Source organism: Streptomyces sp. NPDC026500 (genome assembly GCF_055567635.1).
On sequence record NZ_JBVHQB010000017.1, the window covers coordinates 1 to 17,526 of the forward strand.

A 17,526-nucleotide genomic window follows, 5' to 3' on the forward strand; every position below is an offset into this window, starting at 1 on the left:
ATCAGGATCGCCCGGGCGGAATGGCTGAGCCCGGGTACCGCAGGACATCGATAGTGAGGTGGTCTCCGGTCGAGCAACCGCGATCCCCGCGCCCCCGACAGCAGTCCGGTCGGGCCCGCGGAAACAGAAGGCCGGTGCAGTATCAGGGCCGGCAGATGGTGTAGCAGTTCCTTCGGGGCCCTGGCACACATGGTGCCAGGGCCCCTCCACGCGTTCCACGAGAGAGGTGCAATGACAGCAGACGACTCGTACGGCCGGCTCGACGACGACGACTACCCCGCCTACACGATGGGCCGGGCCGCCGAGATACTCGGCACCACCCAGGGCTTCCTCCGCGCGATCGGCGAAGCCCGCCTGATCACCCCGCTGCGCTCCGCGGGCGGGCATCGCCGCTACTCCCGCTACCAGCTGCGCATCGCGGCCCGCGCCCGTGAGCTCGTGGACCGGGGCACTCCGATCGAGGCCGCGTGCCGCATCGTCATCCTCGAGGACCAGCTCGAAGAGGCCCAGCAACTGAACGCCGCATACCGCCGCGAGACCGGAACGGCGGACCCGACGACCGCGGCTTAAGGAGCGGTCTGCGGCTGAAGGGTGTCGCGGCAGCGCGTACACGTAGCCCTTCACCCGGGCCGAGCCCCCTCGCTGATGAACGATGCCAACGCCACCACGTCCGACAACGACAACGGGTTCCGCTGCGTCAGCGTCACGTAGTCATCCGCCTTATGCACCCAGGGCAGACTGTCGGGTCCTCGCCTATTGCCTCCGGCGGTCCAGTTGCGCGCCCAGGCGTCCATCTCGCGGAGGACAAAGGTCCTGCCCTTCACATCGGTGACGACCCCCTCCTTCTCTGCGTCCCGCCGCCCGGCGATGTGGCGCGCGCCACCCGCTGGAGGCGGTTCCCGGGGGAAGACTGCTCCTATGACTGAGCTCGGCCTGCCGAAACAGATCCTGGCCTGCCTCTTCGACCTCGACGGGGTCATCACCAAGACCGCCGTGGTCCACGCGGCCGCCTGGAAGCGGACGTTCGACGACTTCCTGCGCGGCCGCGACGGCGACGGATTCCGTCCCTTCGACGACGCCGACGACTACGCCGCGTACGTCGACGGACTGCCACGCGCCGACGGCGTCCGTTCCTTCCTCGCCTCGCGCGGCATCGAACTCCCCGAGGGAACACCCGACGACCCACCGGACCGCGCGACCGTCCACGGCCTGGGCAACCGCAAGAACGAGCTGCTCCTCCACATGATCCGCACGGACGGAGTCGAGGCCTACGACGGCACCCTGCGGTATATCGAGGCCGTCCGGGCGCACGGCCTGCGGACCGCGGTCGTCTCCTCCAGCGCCAACTGCCGTGACGTCCTGCGCTCGGTGGGGGCGGAGTCCCTCTTCGACGTACGCATCGACGGGGTCGTCGCCGGCGAACGGCGGCTGCCGGGCAAGCCGCGCCCCGACACCTTCCTGGCCGCGGCGAAGGACCTCGGGGTCGAGCCGTCCGAGGCGGCCGTCTTCGAGGACGCGCTCGCCGGCATGGACGCGGGCCGCTCGGGCCACTTCGGGTACGTCGTCGGTGTGGACCGCGTCGGCCAGGGCCCCGCCCTGCGTGCCCACGGCGCCGACATCGTCGTACGGGATCTGGCCGAACTGGGGGAGCGCGCGTGATCACCCATTCGTCGTACGGAGTCGAGCCGTGGGCCATGCGCGAGAGCGAGCTGCACCTCGGGCTGCTGCCGCAGAGCGAGTCCGTGTTCGCCCTCGCCAACGGCCATGTCGGCTGGCGCGGCAACCTCGACGAGGGCGAACCCCACGGCCTGCCCGGCTCCTACCTGGGCGGCGTCCACGAAACGCATCCGCTGCCCTACGCGGAGGCGGGCTACGGCTATCCGGAGTCCGGGCAGACGGTCATCAACGTCACCAACGGCAAACTCATCCGGCTGCTCGTGGACGACGAACCGTTCGACCTGCGCTACGGACGGCTGCGTTCCCACGAGCGCGTCCTCGATCTGCGCACCGGGCTGCTCACCCGCACCTGCGAGTGGACCTCACCGGCCGGCTCCACGGTCCGGGTGCGCTCCACCCGGCTCGTCTCCTTCACCCAGCGGGCGATCGCGGCCGTCGCCTACGAGGTGGAGCCCGTCGACGGCCGCACCCGGGTCGTCGTCCAGTCGGAGCTGGTGGCCAACGAGCAACTGCCCGGCCGCACCCGCGATCCGCGGGCGGCGATCGCCCTGGACGCGCCGCTGGAGGCGGAGGAGCACTACGCGGCGGGCCGCCGGCTGCGGCTCGTGCACCGCACCCGGAACAGCGCACTGCGGGTCGCCGCCGCCGCCGACCACGCGGTCAGCGGACCCGACCGGACCACCATGAGCAGCGAGAGCAGCGACGACGTCGCCCGCCTGACGGTGACCTCCGTGCTGGAGCCGGGCCAGACACTGCGGCTGGAGAAGCTGGTCTCCTACGGGTGGTCGGGCAACCGGTCCCTGCCCGCTCTGCGCGACCAGGTCGACGCGGCGCTCGCCGCCGCCCAGCACGGCGGCTGGCAGCAGCTCGTCGACGAACAACGCACCTATCTCGACGACTTCTGGGCCCGCGCGGATGTCGAGATAGGAGGCGACGAGGAGATCCAGCAGGCCGTCCGCTTCGCGCTGTTCCACGTGCTCCAGGCCGGCGCCCGCGCCGAGCAGCGCGCCATCCCCGCCAAGGGCCTGACCGGCTCCGGATACGACGGTCACGCCTTCTGGGACACCGAGACCTTCGTCCTGCCGCTGCTCACCTACACCTCGCCGGGTGCCGTCGCCGAGGCGCTGCGCTGGCGCCAGAACACCCTTCCGGCCGCACGTGAGCGGGCGGTCCAACTCGGCCTGCGGGGCGCCGCGTTCCCGTGGCGGACCATAGCGGGCTCGGAGGGCTCGGCGTACTGGCCGGCCGGAACCGCCGCGTTCCATGTGAACGCCGACATCGCGGACGCCGTCATCCGCTACACCGCCGCCACGGGCGACGCGCGCTTCGAACGCGACACCGGCGTCGAGCTGCTGACGGAGACGGCACGGCTGTGGCGCTCCCTGGGACACCACGACCACCAGGGGAGGTTCCACATAGACGGGGTGACGGGGCCCGACGAGTACAGCGCCGTCGCCGACGACAACACGTACACCAACCTGATGGCCCGCGCGAACCTGCTGGCCGCCTCGGACGCCGTCGAGCGGCATCCCCGGCGCGCCGCGGAGCTCGGCGTCGACGAGGAGGAGAGCGCGGCCTGGCGCGACGCCGCCGACGCCATGCACATCCCCTACAACCACGAACTCGGCATCCACGAACAGAATGCCGGGTTCACCCGCTACCAGCGCTGGGACTTCACCACCACCCGCGCCGACCAGTACCCGCTGATGCTGCATTTCCCCTACTTCGACATCTATCGCAAGCAGGTCGTCAAGCAGGCCGACCTGGTGCTCGCCATGTACAAGTGCAGCCCCTTCTTCGACGAGGAGCACAAGGCCCGCAACTTCGCCTACTACGAGCCCCTCACCGTCCGAGACTCCTCCCTGTCGGCCTGCTGCCAGGCCGTCATCGCCGCCGAGACCGGTCATCCGGGCCTCGCCTACGACTACTTGGTCGAGGCCGCGCTCATGGATCTGGAGGACCTGGAGCACAACACCCGCGACGGCCTGCACATCGCCTCGCTCGCCGGGACCTGGATGGCCCTGGTCGCGGGCTTCGGCGGGCTGCGCCACCACGGAGACACCCTGGAGTTCGCGCCCCGGCTGCCGGAGCGGTTCAACCGTCTCGCCTTCTCGCTGGAGGTCCTCGGCCGCCGGCTGCGCGTGGAGATCGAGCAGGACGTCGCCACGTACACGCTCGCGACCGGTGGCCCTCTGGAGATCCACCATTACCGCGAACCCTTCACCGTCGACGCCGACAAGCCCCACAGCCTGCCCATCCCGGCGCCGAGGCTGCGCCCCGCCCCGGATCAGCCGCGGCATCGGCGGCCGAACTCTCAGGGGTGAGACGCAGCGCGGGGCAGCCGGCGCGTCAGTCGCGGGTGATGGCGGGCGCGATGTCCTCGTGCCGCTCCATGGGCGCCGCGTCGGGTGCGGCGGCCCGTGCGGCGGCCTTGGTCGCGGGCTTGCCGCAGAACGCGGACTCCAGGGTGCGGTACATGGTGTTGAGCACGGTGGTGTTGTTCGAGGTGTTGGCCAGCGCGGTCAGGCTGCGTTTGCCGTCCTTCGTGGTGAAGGCGTACGTGTAGTAGCCCTGCACGGTGCCGGTGTGCCCGTACACCGAGATCCCGCACGACAGATCGCGGCGGCGCAGTCCGAGGCCGTAGGACGTGTTGCTGTTGACCCGCGTCCACTTCGTCATCTGGGTGAGCTGGGCGGCGGACATGAGCTTGCCGCGCAGCAGCGCGGTGAAGAAGGCGTCCAGGTCGTGCGGCGTGGAGATGATGGCGCCCGCGCTCTGTGCCCACGAGGCGGTCTGCTTCGTGGAGTCCACCAGGGCCGCTCCCGCCGTGTCGGGTCTGAGATAGCCGTTGGCGTGGCGGCCCGGGATCACGGTGCCGGGGTGGACGTAGAAGGTGTTCGTGAGGTTCAGCGGGGTGAAGATGCGCTTTTGGTACTCGGTGCCGACGGCGTGCCCGGTCAGCTTCTCGATCAGCATGCCGGCGACGACGAAGTTGGTGTTCGAGTACGAGTAGGCGGCGCCCGGCGCGTTGGTGCGCGGCTTCTTCAACGACAGTTTCACCAGGTCGCGGTAGGTGAACACCTTGTTGCGGACGGCCTCGAAGCCGGGGACCGTCCGGGCGAACATGTCGTTGGTGTAGTCGTACAGACCACTGCGGTGGCTCAGTACGTGCCGGACGGTGATCCTGTTGTCGGGGAGCAGGCCCGGCAGATAGCCGTTGACCGACTTGTCGAGCTTCAGCTTGCCCTCGTCGACCAGTTGGAGCAGCACCACGGAGGAGAAGGACTTGGTGACGCTGCCGACGCGGAACCGGTCGTTCGTGCTGATGGTCCGTCCGGTGGCCCGGTCGGCGACCCCCTCGACCAGCCGGTGCACCGTGCCGTTGTCGTCGATTCTCGCCATCGCGCCAGGTGCTCCCTGGCTGCGCGCCGTACGCAGGATCGCGCGCAGACCCGCGTCGTCGGGCGCCGCGGCGGCGGCCGCCGCGGACCGTTCGGTGCCGGCGTGGTTCGTGCCCGTCGGCGTCGCGGCCTGCGCCGGGGCCGCCAGCAGGGACACCACGACCGCGCCCAGCGCCGTGCCCGTACCCACCTTTGCTGAGACCATCTGATTCTTCTCCCGAGTGCCATCTGCCGGTTCGACGTCCCGGCTCGAGCCGCGCCGCGGATGCGGGCGTCGGCACCATCTGTACGCGCTGAAGGGGCGCGCGGGTTGCATTGCCCGGGGATGAAGCGGAAACGGTGAAGGGGAATCGGCGAATTGGCGGAAAGACGCCGTGTCGGGCGCCGCATCGGATGGGCGCCTGTCAGACCGGCGCCTGTTCGGACGGGCTGTGGGTGACGGCGGGCAGGAGGTGACGCCGGGTCAGCCGCCGAAGAGCTGAGTCCAGTACGTGCCCGCCCGGCTGCCGCCGGCGAGGCCGATGCCTATGTGGGTGAAGTCGCGCTTCAGGATGTTGGCGCGATGGCCGGGACTGTCCATCCAGCCGCGGACCACCTCGGCGGGGGAGCGCTGCCCGCAGGCGATGTTCTCGCCGATGGAGCGGCGGGTGCAGCCCGCCGCTGCGGCCCGGTCCCAGGGGCGGCTGCCGTCGGGGGATTCGTGCGCGTAGAAGTCACGGGCCACCATGTCGGCGCTGTGGGCCTGGGCCGCGGTGGTGAGTGTCGTGTCGGCGGCGAGGGGCGGCAGGCCGGCCGAGGCACGCTCGGTGTTGGTGAGCGCGATGACCTCGCGTGCCGTCCGCTGCAGGCCCGCCGGGCTGAACGGCCGGGCCCACAGCGCCGTCCAGTACAGGTCGCCCGAGCGGGCGTCGGGGACGCACGCCAGTCCTGCCTGGTCGAACGCGGGATCGCACAGTGTGCGCCGGGACTGCTCGGAGGAGAGGCAGTACTCGACGAACTCGCGCGGGGTGCGGGGGCCGGAGACCAGATGCTCGCCGATGGTCAGGTACGCGTAACCGGCCGCGATGACGCGCTGGTAGACGGAGGTGCCGTCCGGACTCTCCGAACTGAGCAGGCCGCGGGCCGCCATGGCGCCGGCGTGGTTCCGTGCCGCGGCCGTCAGCCGGGCATCGAGGCGGACGGGCGGGGAACCGGCGGCGGCGCGCGCGGAGTTCACCGGTCCCAGGTAGCCGTCGGGGTCGGGCCCGCCACCCGCCGCCCCCACGGGTCCGCCCCTCGCCGCCACGACCCGCCCGGCGCCCGGAGCACCGACTGGCTTCATGCCCGGAGCGCCGACGGGCCCCATGCCCGGCGTGACGACCGGCCCGGCTCCCGGCCTCGTCATGGGCCGGCCATCCGGTGCCGCTCCCCGCACCGCGCCCGGTGCCGCGTCCGGCCTCGCCCCCGACGGCGTGGTGTCCTCGGTGACATCGACCCCGAAATCCCGCGCGACGCCCGCCAGTCCGTCCGCGTACCCCTGCCCCAGGGCACGGAGTTTCCAGGCCGTGCCGCGTCGGTACAGCTCGGCGAGGAGCAGCACGGTCTCGCGCTCCGGCCGGGGCGGGGTGAACCGGGCGAGGGCGCGGCCGTCCGACGCTGTGACCTGCACTGTGGGGGAGGGCAGCCGGCCCAGCGGAGTCGCGGGGTCGGCGGGGCTGACGACGACGGTGACGCGGGTCGCCCCCGGCCTCAGCCGCGCCGGATCGACGGTGAGACGGTCGCCGTCGAGACGGGCGCCGGGCGCGGCCGGCTGGTTGTAGAACACGAAGTCGCCGTCGCCGCGCACTTTGCCGCCGTCGTCGGTGATCAGCGCGGACACGTCGAAGGGGCCCGGCACCCTCAGGGTCAGGACCCCGGCCGGCAGGGGCGTGTTGCCCCCGGGAACCAGCTCGCTCATGCCGCCGCCCGTCGATGTGGTGATCCGTGTCCGCCGCGCTGTCGGGCGCGGAGCACGGGCCGTCGACCGCTCAACGGACCACCCGCGCCCTAGGGTTCCCGCGACCTGCGCGGGGCCGGCCGCGGGCCGGGCATGGCCCGGAGGTCGCCGGGGGCGGCCGGCGGCCGGAGCGATGCCACGGGCGGTGCGGCGGCGCGCAGCGAGCGCAGGGGGAGCAGCATGACGCCGATGTCGTCCAGGTAGATGGGGTCGGGCAGCAGGTCGGTCGGCAGCACCAGATAGATGACGGCGCCCCAGAACACCCAGCGGGGTCCGGTCGGCAGTCCGGCCCGCTGCAGATCACGGCGGGTGCGTACGAGGCGGAGCAGGAGCACCAGGGCCCCCGTGAGCGCGGCGGCTCCGAGGACGGCGACGATGATGACCAGGGTCCATGCGGTCGAATCCATGCGTCCGTCCAGAGATCTCGTCGGGGTGTGCTTCCCTTCCGTGTGCCCGCTCGCGCCCAGGCTACCGCCCCGGGTACGGCCATCCGTGCCCGCGTTCCGGGACAGCGGTGCGTACGGACTAGCTCTCGCCGGGTGTGTCGTTGCGGCAGATGACGAAGTCGTCGAAGACATGCCGGCCGGGTCGCGGGCCGACGGACTCGATGGCCCGGCGGATGTCCAGCAGTTGATCCGTGGTCATCTGCAGCGGCGGCTCGTCGGGCTGATAGGTGGTGCGCACGGGGTAGTCACGCCCCGGTTCCCGGGTCATCTCGATGTGGCAGCCGAGCACGTGGGTGACGGGGCGCCGCCCGCAGAAGTCGATCAGGCGGTCGACGGTGCGGGTGAAGGCGGGCCAGTCCTCGACGTACAGGCGCCCCGGATAGACCGTGTCGCCCGTGAGCAGGAACCCGGTCCAGGGGTCGAAGAACGTCACCGCGGCCTCGTGGTGCCCCGGTGTGGCCAGACACTCCAGGACCCGGCCGCCGAGATCGACCCGGGCGACGGCGTCGGGATCGTCCCGGAACCCGAAGAAGTCCCAGGCGCTGTCGAGCGCCGCGTCCACGACCTCGGTGCCGGGACGGCCCGTGAACTGGCCGTCCCCCGCGATGTGGTCGCCGTGCGGGTGGGTGTGCAGCACCAGCAGTCCGTAGTCGTCCCGGGGATGCCCGGCCAGCCAGGACTCCATCACCTCGTCGACGACGCGACGCAGTGGGAAGAGGTCGGCCGGGGCCGTCGCGCCCGTGTCGATCAGCACGGCCCGTGCGGTCCCGAACAGCAGGAACATGAAGGGCGCTTCGTAGTCGATCGCCATGTTCTGGCGAAGGATCACCGTGTGCTCGTCGTAGGCGTGGACCTGGATGTCCGGATCCGTGTTGTGCTTGGCCGAGGGCGAGCCGTGGATCCACCGCACGTCGAGAGGTGCGGCAGGTGCGGGATCTTCGCTTCCACGGGCGCCGTCGGTCTGCTGTCCAGCAGTGTCCACGCTGTCTCCTCGGGCTCGGTCCTGCCGGGCCACGGCAGGGCCCGGGACCTCAGTTTCGCGGGTGGGCGTGGTCCACCAGCGCCTGGGACACCGAACGGATGCTCCGGGCGATGTGCTGGAGTTGCATGACCTCGGCGGCGTACAGCTTGATGGTGTGCTCGATGACCCCCTCCTGCAGGCCGAGGCCGGGCAGCTCGGAGCGGGCGGTCTGCAGTGCCGTGCGGGCGACCCGTATCTCCTGCTGCACCTGGAGGTGCGCGTGGCGGGCGAGCAGGACGGGGTGCTTGTGCAGGACGGGATAGCTCGCGTAGCGGCTCGGCACCAGCTCGCGCAGCCATTTCACCGCCGATCGCTCCCAGTCGAAGCTGCCGGGGGTCTTGACCTGGCACGGCCAGTCCGAGGTGATCGGTGAATACGTCAGGGCCATGTTCATCGCTTCCGGGTTACGTCGGCGGGGGACTCTGGGGCGGCCCCGGCATAGGGGTACCGGGGCCGCCACCACGGGTCTCGCACGCGAGACCCGCTCGAACACCCGGGACCCGATGCGGGTAGGAGCGGACGGCCCCGGGTGGTCATGGGTCGTGACCTGGAACCATCCGGGGCACGATCCGAAAGAAGTATTTATATATACCGCCGGATGCGCAAGGACATGAAAACATTCATGCGTGCTTTGATGTGAATGATCCCGTGATGCCGTGGTGACAGCCGGTACGGGAGAGGGGTTCGGCGGGTGCCGTGAGGCGGTTCGTGCCGTGGGCGCGCGTGCGCGAGGCGGCTCGTGCCGCGGGGCGGCCCGTGTGGTGTGCCGCGGGGCGGCCCGTGCGGTGAGGGGCCCGCGCCGCCGCGCCACCCCGCCCTCCGCGTGCTGCCGGGGAGTCAGTCCTTCAGGAAGAACTGGTGCTGCTCGGCGACCTGCTCGTACTCCTCCAGGCGGGCCTGGGTGCGCTCCGGATCGGCGTCGGTCATGGCCTGGAGCAGCGCCGCCGACAGCACCACGGGCGCCGCATAGGAGTCGAAGACGAGGCGGGAGCCGGTACCGGTGGCGAAGGTGACGTCGGCCTCGTCGGCCAGCGGGCCGAGCCCGAGGTCGGTGATCAGGGCCACCTGGAGGCCCGCGCTGCGCGCGACACGCATGGCCGTGAGCGTCTCCTGGGCGTGCCGGGGCATCCCGAAGGCCAGGACCCAGGTGCCACCCGCCTCGCGCGACTGGAGCAGCGCGTCGTAGGCGACCGAGCCGCCGCGCGTCACCACTCGCACGTCCGGGTGGATACGGCGGGCGGCGTACGCGAAGTACTCGGCCAGCGAGACGGAGATCCGCAGTCCGAGAACCGTCAGCGGCGCCGACTGCGACAGGGCCCGGCCGACGCGGATGATCTGGTCGGGATCGGCGAAGTCGCGCCGCAGGTTCTCCAGGTTCTCGATCTCGGCGTCCACCGCGGCCTGGAGTTCGTTGCTCGTGACCTCGGCCGGGGTTCCCGGTGTGCTGCCGAGGGTGCTGAGCGCGATGGCCTGGAGGCTCTCCCGCAGCGCGGGGTAACCGCTGAACCCCACCGCAGCCGCGAAGCGGGTCACGGAGGGCTGGCTCACGCCCACCCGCTCGGCGAGGTCGGTGATCGACAGGAACGCCGCCTCGGTGATGTGCTCGATCAGGTACTGGGCGATGCGCCGCTGGCCCGGGGAGAGCCGGGGGCCGTCGAACAGTTCCCTGAGCTGGGACGTGGGTGCGGCGCCCGCCTCGGGGGCCGTCTTTCCCGAGGTGATCGCGGATGCCTGGGCGCGTGCCTGCTGCGGCGATGGCACCGGTGCGCCTCCTTCATGTCCCACGAGAACTCAACATAGCTCACGGACCCTTCTGACCTGGGCCGGTATTGGCGCAAGCAATGCGTTCGTTCCTCGTTTCGCGCCGGATCGCGGGGTACTCGCACGAGCATCACGACGTGCTCGTTCGCGGGCGCGCGTGCCTGTACGCCGGCGCGAGGGAGAGGGTTTTCATGAGCGTGCAACAACTGCCCGCGTCAACGGTTCACGTGATGCTCGGGGACTGTTCCGCGGTTGATGCCAAGAGCGTGCTCGCCGTCCTGTCCGGCCGCTTCACCGCGGACCGGGAGAGCGCGGACGAGCCCCACGAGTCCGCGAGCGGCAGACCGACGGTGTGGACCGCGCTGTTCGACACGGCCGGTGAACCCGGAGGAGCCGGCGGAGGTGCCGGGCCTGTCGTGGAACTTTCGGGGCAGCCGACTGTGGAGGCACAGGGTGGTCCCCTCGCGACGCAGCGTCTGCGGGAGGCCCTCGGTGCCGTCTTCACCGTGCACGAACTGGGCACGGAGGCCGGTGACCAGGAGGTTCAGATGAAGATGCGGCTGGATTCGAGTACGGCGCACGAGACGCGGTCCGTGTGAACGCCGGGACGGCGGCGCGCGGCGGAGAGATGGGCGCCCGCCGCGCGGCGACCGGCTCGGCGCGGGAAGGCGCGGCCCGAGCGGGACTGGCCGCGCGAGGGGTGATCTACGTCCTGGTCGGCGTGCTGGCCCTGCGCATCGCCTTCGGCGACAGCGGCGGGCGGCAGGCGGACCGGGGCGGGGCCCTGGAGGAGATCGCCTCCAAGCCGTTCGGTGCGGCCCTGCTGTGGGCCCTCGGTGCCGGGCTCGTCGGCATGGCGTTGTGGCGGCTGTCCGAGGCGCTGTTCGGTGCGGCCGGGCAGGACGGTGGCGCGGCGGGCAAGCGCCTGATGTCGGCCGCGCGCTGCGTGTTCTACGGGTTCGTCGCCTACTCCGTGCTGGCCTTCGCCGCCGGATCGCGCGGCAGCGGTTCGGGCGACCGGCAGTCCCGTGATGTCACGGCCAAGGCGCTCGGTATGCCCGGTGGCCAGTGGATCGTCGGCATCGCCGGCGTGGGACTGGTCGTGGCGGGCGTCTGGATCGCCGTACGGGCCGTCACGCGCAAGTATCACAAGCACCTGAAGCTCGGTGAGATGTCGCGACGGGTCCGCAGGGCGGTCGACACGGCGGGCGTGGGCGGCGGGGCCGCGCGGGGTGCGGTGTTCGCCGCGGCGGGGGCCTTCGCGGTCCGGGCCGCCGTGGACTACCAACCCGACCAGGCCAAGGGGATGGACGGCACGCTGCGGTCCTTCGCCGGAACGCCGGTGGGTCCGTGGCTGCTGGCCTGCGTCGCCGCGGGGCTGGTCCTGTTCGGCCTGTTCTCCTTCGCGATGGCGCGGTGGCGGAAGGTGTGACGCCCGGCCGACCCTTCTCGCGGACCTTTTCGCGAGCCGCGTCGCCCGACCGGACCCGCGCGGTGACGTGTGCGCGCAGCGCCGGGCGAGGCCTCGACGCGCGCCGCGAACATCGGCGTCGGGGCCTTCCTGCCGACGGAACAGGGCCGGCCGGCCCTGTTGCCCCGCACCTGGCCTACGACGAGGGGTGCCCCCGTCGCACGCACGCGACGAGGGCACCCTTTCGTGCATTGATCGGCCAGGGCTGCGCGGTGAGTGCGAAGCTCTGCGCGGCCGAGCCGTCACAGGTGCGCTGGGTGAGCTGCACGCTGTTCGTCGCGGAAGCCGCCGCGCTCAGACACTTGCCGCTGTGCCGGGCGGTGAAGTGATAGCACCCGGTGCTCTCCTTCACCGGCTGCCACTGCTGGTTCTGGCCGCTGGGCCAACTCCACAGCTGCAACGGCGCGTTGTCGGCCGTCGAGCGGTCGGTGACGTCGACGACCTGCTGCGGATTCGGGCGGATCGTGATCCGCGTGTAGCCGCTGTCCGTCGAGCGGAACTGGAACTGCTGCGCCTGCGTGCCGTTGCACGCGTACTGCTGGATCGCGGTCCCGTTCGCCGTGCCGGCCGAACGGGCGTCCACGCAGGTCCCGTTGCCGGAGTTGGCCAGTGAATACCAGGTGGTCTCGGAGATCGGATCCGCCGGTGGCACCGATGTGTCCGCCCCGCCGAGCCACTTGAGCCCGTCCAGCAGGAACCGATTCTGGCTCGCGCTGGCGAACGTCGACGACAGCGTGGTGTTCGTCGCGTAGTCCATCGCGTTGTGACCGAAGTTCGCGTACAGCATCCGGTACTTCGTGTTGGTCCACCGGGGTTCCGGGCAGGGTGCCCGGTCCTTCAGGGCCGGGGTGAATGCCCGCTCCGGCGTAGCGGGGTAGAGGCAGCCGTTATGCCTCCTGGGCGGAACGGCGTTCACCATCCGCGACAGCGCGGCGAACGAGCGATACGAGCCATGAGTTCAGGGAGCGGTCGTCGGCCTCGGCTGCGGTTTTGGCCCGCTCATGCAGATCGTCGGGGAGTCTCAGGTTCACATGCTTCATGAGACCATTGTGAGATTAGAGTGGTCCCGTGTCACGTTTCCGGATGTACCCGACGCCGCAGCAGGAGCAGCAGATGCTGCTGCACTGTGCGCACGCCCGGTACGTGTGGAACCTGGCCGTCGAGCAGCACGCGCACTGGCACCCGGGCCGCAAGGCCGCGCCGGGCTTCGCCGGGCAGTGCCGGCAGCTCACCGAAGCCCGGCGCGAGAGCGAGTGGCTCGGCAGCGGGAACGCGGACGTGCAGCAGCAGGCACTGAAGGACTTCGCCACGGCCAAGAACGCCCGCTTCACGTCCGGGTTCGGTGAGCCGACCTGGCGCAAGAAGTTCCGGCATGAGGGATTTCGCGTCATCGGCACCGACCGCGTCCCGGAGTTGACCGATGACGGCTCGCCGAAACTCAACGCGAAGACCGGCAGGCAGGTCATGGGCCGGTCCGTGGTGGTGCACCAGCTCAACCGCCGGTGGGCTCGGGTCAAGGTGCCCGGCTGCGGCTGGGTCCGCTTCCGCCTCACCCGGCCCGAACTGTCCGTCGCGAAGACCTTCCGTGTCACCTACCGCAACGGCCAGTGGCACATCGCCTTCGCGGTCGTCCCCGCACCGGTCGCCGCACCCGGCACCGGAGAGGTCATCGGTGTCGACCGGGGCGTGACCATCACGGCCGCCCTCTCCGACGGGCGGAAGCTGAACTGCCCGCAGCTCACCGTGAAGGAACGCGCGCAGGTCCGTAAACACCAGCGGCGTGCCGCACGCGCCCCGAAGGCAAGCGAGCGGAAGGCCGCCGCATACGCCAAGGTGGCCAGGCTCAAAGCGCGTGAGGCCGACCGGCGCAAGGACTGGTGCGAGAAGACCAGCACGATGCTCGCCCGCACCTATGGCCTGGTGCGGTTCGAGAAGCTGAACATCAAGAACATGACCCGCTCGGCCAGGGGAACCACCGAGCAGCCCGGCAGACAGGTCAGACAAAAAGCCGGACTGAACCGGGCGATCCTCGCGCAGGGCTGGGGCCTGCTGCGCCAACGCACCGGACACAAGGCCCCCGGCCGGGTCGAAGACGTCCCCGCCCCCTACACCAGCCTGCGCTGCAGTGTCTGCGGATGGATCGATAAGAACTCGCGCAAGAGCCAAGCCGAGTTCGTCTGCTCCTTCTGCGGCTTCACCTGCAACGCGGACACCAACGCAGCAACCAACGTCGCGGCAGGACAGGGCGGGATCCCCCGCCCCCGGCGATCAGCCGGTGCCGGAGGGACGACACCGCCCAAACAGCGGTCGAGCGTCCGTGAACCTCAACCCACCTCGGTTGGAATCCCCCTCTTTTAAGAGGGGGAGGATGTCAAAGAATCGGGTAATAGCCGCTGTACCAGGTCTGGTTGGGGTCCGTGCCGAGCGGGAAACTGCTTGGGTCGATCGAGGCGAGGATCCTGATGTCCGGGTTCTGCCGCAGGTCGTTGGACCAGCTGTACCACTCGCTGACCGACGAGGTGAAGGTCGCGGGCAGGTTGGTGGTGGAGGGATGTGTCCGGTCCTCCACCTTCAGGACGGCCGTCGTCGGACCCCAGGTGCTGGACCTGAAGTCGCCCCTGCCGAGGAACTGGTTGTGATACCAGGACCAGCTCTGCGCGTCGGTGGTGAAGGCGGAGAGATGGAAGCCCAGCCAGCCGCCGCCACCGCGCATGTACTGCTCGAAACCGGCGCGTTGGGCCGCGGTCTGCGGCAGGTCGTCGAGGAACAGCACGACTTGGTTCGCGTTCACGCCTCCGTTGCTGAGCAGGTCCCAGTTGTTGCTGGCCGTGTAGGTGAAGCCGTTCGCCGCGGCCTGCTTCGGGAACCAGTCGTTGGCCTCGTGGACGAAGCTGATGTGGGCGGCGTCCCAGGTGCCGTTTTAGAGGGCGAGCACCTTGAACGGGGCCGCCGTGGTGCTCGCGTGCGCGGCGGGCGGTGCAGGGTCGCCAGCAGGACGAGGACCCGCAGGACACCGCGTGCCGGACCGGATTCGCTGATGTGCATCAGACTCTCCTTCCCGTACGTGTCAGGGGTAGCTGACGAGGTCGGCGACATGGGTCGAGGAGTTGGACGGGCCGCCCCGGTCGTTGATGGCGTGGCGGATGGTGCCCGTGCCGCCCAGCGAGACGGTCACCATGTCCTTGAAGCGCACGTTCGCGTTGCTGGGCGCCTCGATGGCGTGCTCGGCGGCGACCGCGGAGTTGACGTTGAAGTAGCAGTAGCTGCCGCCGTACACCTGATGGCTCGTCAGGGAGGCGGCGACCTTGTAGGCGGCGTAGCCCTGGGCCGAACCGTTCATCCACGCAGCCTGGTTGGGCGGGTCGTAGGGCATCTCGTTCTGGTAGAAGTACGTGCGGCCGCCGGCAGTGGGCCCATCTCTGAACTCGGCCCCATAGTAGGGGTGTTCATCGATTCGGTGTGGCGTCGGCCGCCGGCGTGCGGCGCCGCCGACCGGCCGCGCGGCCGCGACGGGATTGCGACGACGTGCGCCCTTCGTCCGGGTGGATCGCCGTTCACTTCTTGAATCTGGGTCACATGCGGGTTCCGGGACGGCGTCCGGGGTGTGTGGTTCCTTACAAGGTGGTGACAGGGCGGCGAACCACACCCACCTCACCCGCATCTCAGGGCACTCTGGTTCCGGGTCGGTGACTCCTGTCTGGAGAGACACGGGAATCCACCGGCCACCGCGCCGACCGGCACCGCCGGTTCGTGTCCTGCGGCAAGGGAAGCGGCTGCCGCGGAACAGCGCCCCGGAGCACTTCCGGGGCGCCGTGCGTGTCTTGTCGCTGTCGCTGTCGCCTGGGACCTGGGGCCCGGTGTCGTGGCCGTGGCCGTGGCCCGTGGTTCGTATGCCGCTAGTCGGCGGTCGCGCCGCCGTGTTCGGACTCGAACGCGGCAAGGGCGGTCTGCACCCGGTCCAAGATCGTGTCGATGTCGCCCGCGGCGTCGACCGTCAGCCCCGGTTCGTCGCCGAGCAGCGGCTGCAGGACGTCGTACTGGGAGGCGAGCAGTGCCTCGGACATGAAGTGGCCGGTGCGGTGCGTGATGCGCCGGCGGGCGATCTCCGGCTCCAGGTCCAGGTGCACGAACCACACACCCGGCCCGGCCGCACGGAGCAGCTCCCGATAGGTCAGTTTCAGGGCGGAGCAGGAGACGACCGCGCTCCGCCGGGACCGGGTCGCGTCGCGGATCCAGTTGGCGAGCGTGTGCAGCCACGGTTCGCGGTCGGCGTCGTCCAGCGGCAGGCCCGCGCTCATCCTGGCGATGTTCCGTGGTGTGTGGAAGTCGTCGCCCTCCACGAAGGGCACGTTGAGACGCTGGGCGAGCTTCTTCCCGATCGTGCTCTTGCCGGACGCCGAGACGCCCATGACCACCACGATCGTCGGTCCGGCCCCGGGTGATGGCATGCGGCTCCTCCTGGATCGGTCCGGCAGGACGTGGGTGCCCTCGCCGGAATCCTGGAGGGAGGTCCTGGACGCCGGGCCCGCGCGGCGACGTGGTCCGGCGGAATACACCCGGATGGGTGCGCCGCGGACGGAGGCCGGTGTCGCTCCGCGCGGTGGATTCGGCGCCGAGGCGGGCCTGGTCGTGCGGCGATATCACTCCGTGGGGCACCGGAGCCGGGCGGTTGCTCCGACGGAGGGACCCGGCTACTTCCAACGGCCGAGCGGGCCGCGTCCGCCCTCGCCGACTTCGGGCGGGAGTGGTTGCCTCGGGGCGGGGTCTGCGGACCGGAAGTCGACGTGGTCGCGGCGGACGTGACCTCCGCGCGGCCCAAGGAGAGCGGCGCCGTGCCGAGCGGGCCCGCGCGGGTTGGGCCGGCGTAGACGGCGGGCCGGGTCCCCGCACACGGCGCACCGACGAATGGGAGACGGCAGTGACCTCAGGCGTGGACATCAGTGGGCAGCTCGCGGCACTGCCGCTGCTGCGGGGCCAGAAAGCCCTGGTGACCGGGGCGAACTCCGGCATCGGACTGGCGACGGCGATCGCGCTGGGCCGGGCGGGCGCCGACGTGGTCGTCAACTACGTCGCCGGGCAGGAAGCGGCCGAGGACGTGGTCCGGCAGATCCAGGCCTTCGGCGTACGGGCCTTCGCCCATGAGGCGGACGTGTCCGACGAGGGCCAGGTCGTCGGGATGTTCGCCCGCATGCTGGAGGAGTTCGGCACGATCGACATCCTGGTGGCCAACGCCGGCCTGCAACGGGACGCGCCAGTGACGGAGATGACCCTCGCGCAATGGCACAAGGTCATCGACGTGAACCTCACCGGCCAGTTCCTGTGCGCCAGGGAGGCCACCAAGGAGTTCCTGCGGCGTGGTGTCGTGCCGGAGGTCTCCCGCTCCGCCGGAAAGATCGTCTGCATGAGTTCCGTGCACCAGATCATCCCGTGGTCCGGTCACCTGAACTACGCCGCGTCCAAGGGCGGCGTCCTCATGCTCATGCAGACACTGGCGCAGGAACTGGGCCCCCGTGGGGTCCGGGTCAACGCGGTCGCGCCGGGCGCCATCAAGACCCCGATCAACCGCAGCGCCTGGGAGACCCCAGAGGCCGAGGCGGAGCTGCTCAAACTGATCCCCTACCGCAGGGTCGGCGACCCCGAGGACATCGCCACCGCGGTGACGGTACTGGCCTCCGACCTCATGGACTACGTCGTCGGCACGACCCTGTTCGTCGACGGCGGGATGACCCTCTTCCCCGGCTTCGCCACCGGCGGCTGAGGCGGTGGCGTCTGCG

The 17,526-nt window shown here is 70.7% G+C and carries 15 protein-coding genes and 3 pseudogenes; 7 read left to right on the top strand and 11 right to left on the bottom strand.

The features are described 5' to 3' along the window. The first annotated feature begins 231 nt into the window (after window positions 1–231). The 3 genes from ACZ4N5_RS27875 (at window position 232) to ACZ4N5_RS27885 (ending at window position 4,001) form a co-directional block, all read left to right on the top strand. Entirely contained in the window at window positions 232–570 is a 339-nt protein-coding gene (locus ACZ4N5_RS27875; protein ID WP_467759786.1) for a MerR family transcriptional regulator, read from the top strand. A 348-nt stretch (window positions 571–918) separates the two neighbouring features. Beyond that, window positions 919–1,659 carry a beta-phosphoglucomutase family hydrolase gene (locus ACZ4N5_RS27880; RefSeq protein ID WP_467759787.1) on the top strand — a complete coding sequence of 247 codons (741 nt, stop codon included), beginning with the start codon at window positions 919–921 and terminating at the stop codon, window positions 1,657–1,659. Beyond that, entirely contained in the window at window positions 1,656–4,001 is a 2,346-nt protein-coding gene (locus ACZ4N5_RS27885) for a glycoside hydrolase family 65 protein (RefSeq protein WP_467759788.1), read from the top strand. The genes ACZ4N5_RS27880 and ACZ4N5_RS27885 overlap by 4 nt, the downstream gene beginning before the upstream one ends. 25 nt (window positions 4,002–4,026) lie before the next feature. Here ACZ4N5_RS27885 and ACZ4N5_RS27890 read toward each other — a convergent pair whose 3' ends face one another. The 6 genes from ACZ4N5_RS27890 to ACZ4N5_RS27915 all read right to left on the bottom strand — a co-directional run bounded on the left by ACZ4N5_RS27890 (window position 4,027) and on the right by ACZ4N5_RS27915 (window position 10,281). Beyond that, window positions 4,027–5,283: a serine hydrolase domain-containing protein gene (locus tag ACZ4N5_RS27890; protein ID WP_467759789.1), complete on the bottom strand. Its 1,257-nt coding sequence runs from the start codon at window positions 5,281–5,283 to the stop codon at window positions 4,027–4,029. 258 nt (window positions 5,284–5,541) lie between these two features. Next, window positions 5,542–7,014, bottom strand: coding sequence for a CAP domain-containing protein (locus ACZ4N5_RS27895; RefSeq protein ID WP_467759790.1), 1,473 nt, complete (start codon window positions 7,012–7,014; stop codon window positions 5,542–5,544). Window positions 7,015–7,103: 89 nt separating this feature from the next. Continuing rightward, window positions 7,104–7,460 (bottom strand): DUF1232 domain-containing protein, encoded by a 357-nt coding sequence (locus tag ACZ4N5_RS27900; protein WP_467759791.1) that lies wholly within the window; start codon window positions 7,458–7,460, stop codon window positions 7,104–7,106. 118 nt (window positions 7,461–7,578) lie between these two features. After that, window positions 7,579–8,481 (bottom strand): MBL fold metallo-hydrolase, encoded by a 903-nt coding sequence (locus ACZ4N5_RS27905; RefSeq protein WP_467759792.1) that lies wholly within the window; start codon window positions 8,479–8,481, stop codon window positions 7,579–7,581. A 49-nt stretch (window positions 8,482–8,530) separates the two neighbouring features. Next, window positions 8,531–8,914, bottom strand: a complete 384-nt coding sequence (locus tag ACZ4N5_RS27910; protein ID WP_467759793.1) for a hypothetical protein — start codon at window positions 8,912–8,914, stop codon at window positions 8,531–8,533. Between the two features lie 443 nt (window positions 8,915–9,357). After that, window positions 9,358–10,281, bottom strand: coding sequence for a MurR/RpiR family transcriptional regulator (locus ACZ4N5_RS27915; protein WP_467759794.1), 924 nt, complete (start codon window positions 10,279–10,281; stop codon window positions 9,358–9,360). Window positions 10,282–10,472: 191 nt separating this feature from the next. Here ACZ4N5_RS27915 and ACZ4N5_RS27920 point away from each other — a divergent pair, with 191 nt between their 5' ends. Together ACZ4N5_RS27920 and ACZ4N5_RS27925 are read left to right on the top strand one after the other, a co-directional pair. Beyond that, window positions 10,473–10,880 (top strand): hypothetical protein, encoded by a 408-nt coding sequence (locus ACZ4N5_RS27920; RefSeq protein ID WP_467759795.1) that lies wholly within the window; start codon window positions 10,473–10,475, stop codon window positions 10,878–10,880. Between the two features lie 29 nt (window positions 10,881–10,909). Next, window positions 10,910–11,713: a DUF1206 domain-containing protein gene (locus tag ACZ4N5_RS27925; RefSeq protein WP_467759972.1), complete on the top strand. Its 804-nt coding sequence runs from the start codon at window positions 10,910–10,912 to the stop codon at window positions 11,711–11,713. Window positions 11,714–11,957: 244 nt separating this feature from the next. On the opposite strand, the pseudogene ACZ4N5_RS27930 reads toward ACZ4N5_RS27925, so the two are convergent. After that, a pseudogene (locus ACZ4N5_RS27930) lies at window positions 11,958–12,560 on the bottom strand (RICIN domain-containing protein); the annotation flags it as partial. A 79-nt stretch (window positions 12,561–12,639) separates the two neighbouring features. Further along, window positions 12,640–12,792 carry a YlcI/YnfO family protein gene (locus ACZ4N5_RS27935; protein ID WP_467759796.1) on the bottom strand — a complete coding sequence of 51 codons (153 nt, stop codon included), beginning with the start codon at window positions 12,790–12,792 and terminating at the stop codon, window positions 12,640–12,642. A gap of 28 nt (window positions 12,793–12,820) precedes the next feature. Here ACZ4N5_RS27935 and ACZ4N5_RS27940 point away from each other — a divergent pair, with 28 nt between their 5' ends. Then, window positions 12,821–14,110: an RNA-guided endonuclease InsQ/TnpB family protein gene (locus tag ACZ4N5_RS27940; RefSeq protein WP_467759797.1), complete on the top strand. Its 1,290-nt coding sequence runs from the start codon at window positions 12,821–12,823 to the stop codon at window positions 14,108–14,110. A gap of 16 nt (window positions 14,111–14,126) precedes the next feature. Here the strand turns inward: ACZ4N5_RS27940 and ACZ4N5_RS27945 are convergent. From ACZ4N5_RS27945 to ACZ4N5_RS27955, 3 genes and pseudogenes are all read right to left on the bottom strand, one after another. After that, a pseudogene (locus ACZ4N5_RS27945) lies at window positions 14,127–14,797 on the bottom strand (ThuA domain-containing protein); the annotation flags it as partial. A 22-nt stretch (window positions 14,798–14,819) separates the two neighbouring features. After that, a pseudogene (locus ACZ4N5_RS27950) lies at window positions 14,820–15,155 on the bottom strand (coagulation factor 5/8 type domain-containing protein); the annotation flags it as partial. Between the two features lie 493 nt (window positions 15,156–15,648). Then, window positions 15,649–16,200: a gluconokinase gene (locus ACZ4N5_RS27955; RefSeq protein WP_467759798.1), complete on the bottom strand. Its 552-nt coding sequence runs from the start codon at window positions 16,198–16,200 to the stop codon at window positions 15,649–15,651. A gap of 515 nt (window positions 16,201–16,715) precedes the next feature. On the opposite strand from ACZ4N5_RS27955, the gene ACZ4N5_RS27960 reads away from it, so the two are divergent. After that, a complete protein-coding gene (locus ACZ4N5_RS27960) occupies window positions 16,716–17,510 on the top strand; it encodes an SDR family oxidoreductase (protein ID WP_467759973.1) in 795 nt (264 codons plus the stop codon). Window positions 17,511–17,526 lie beyond the last annotated feature (16 nt).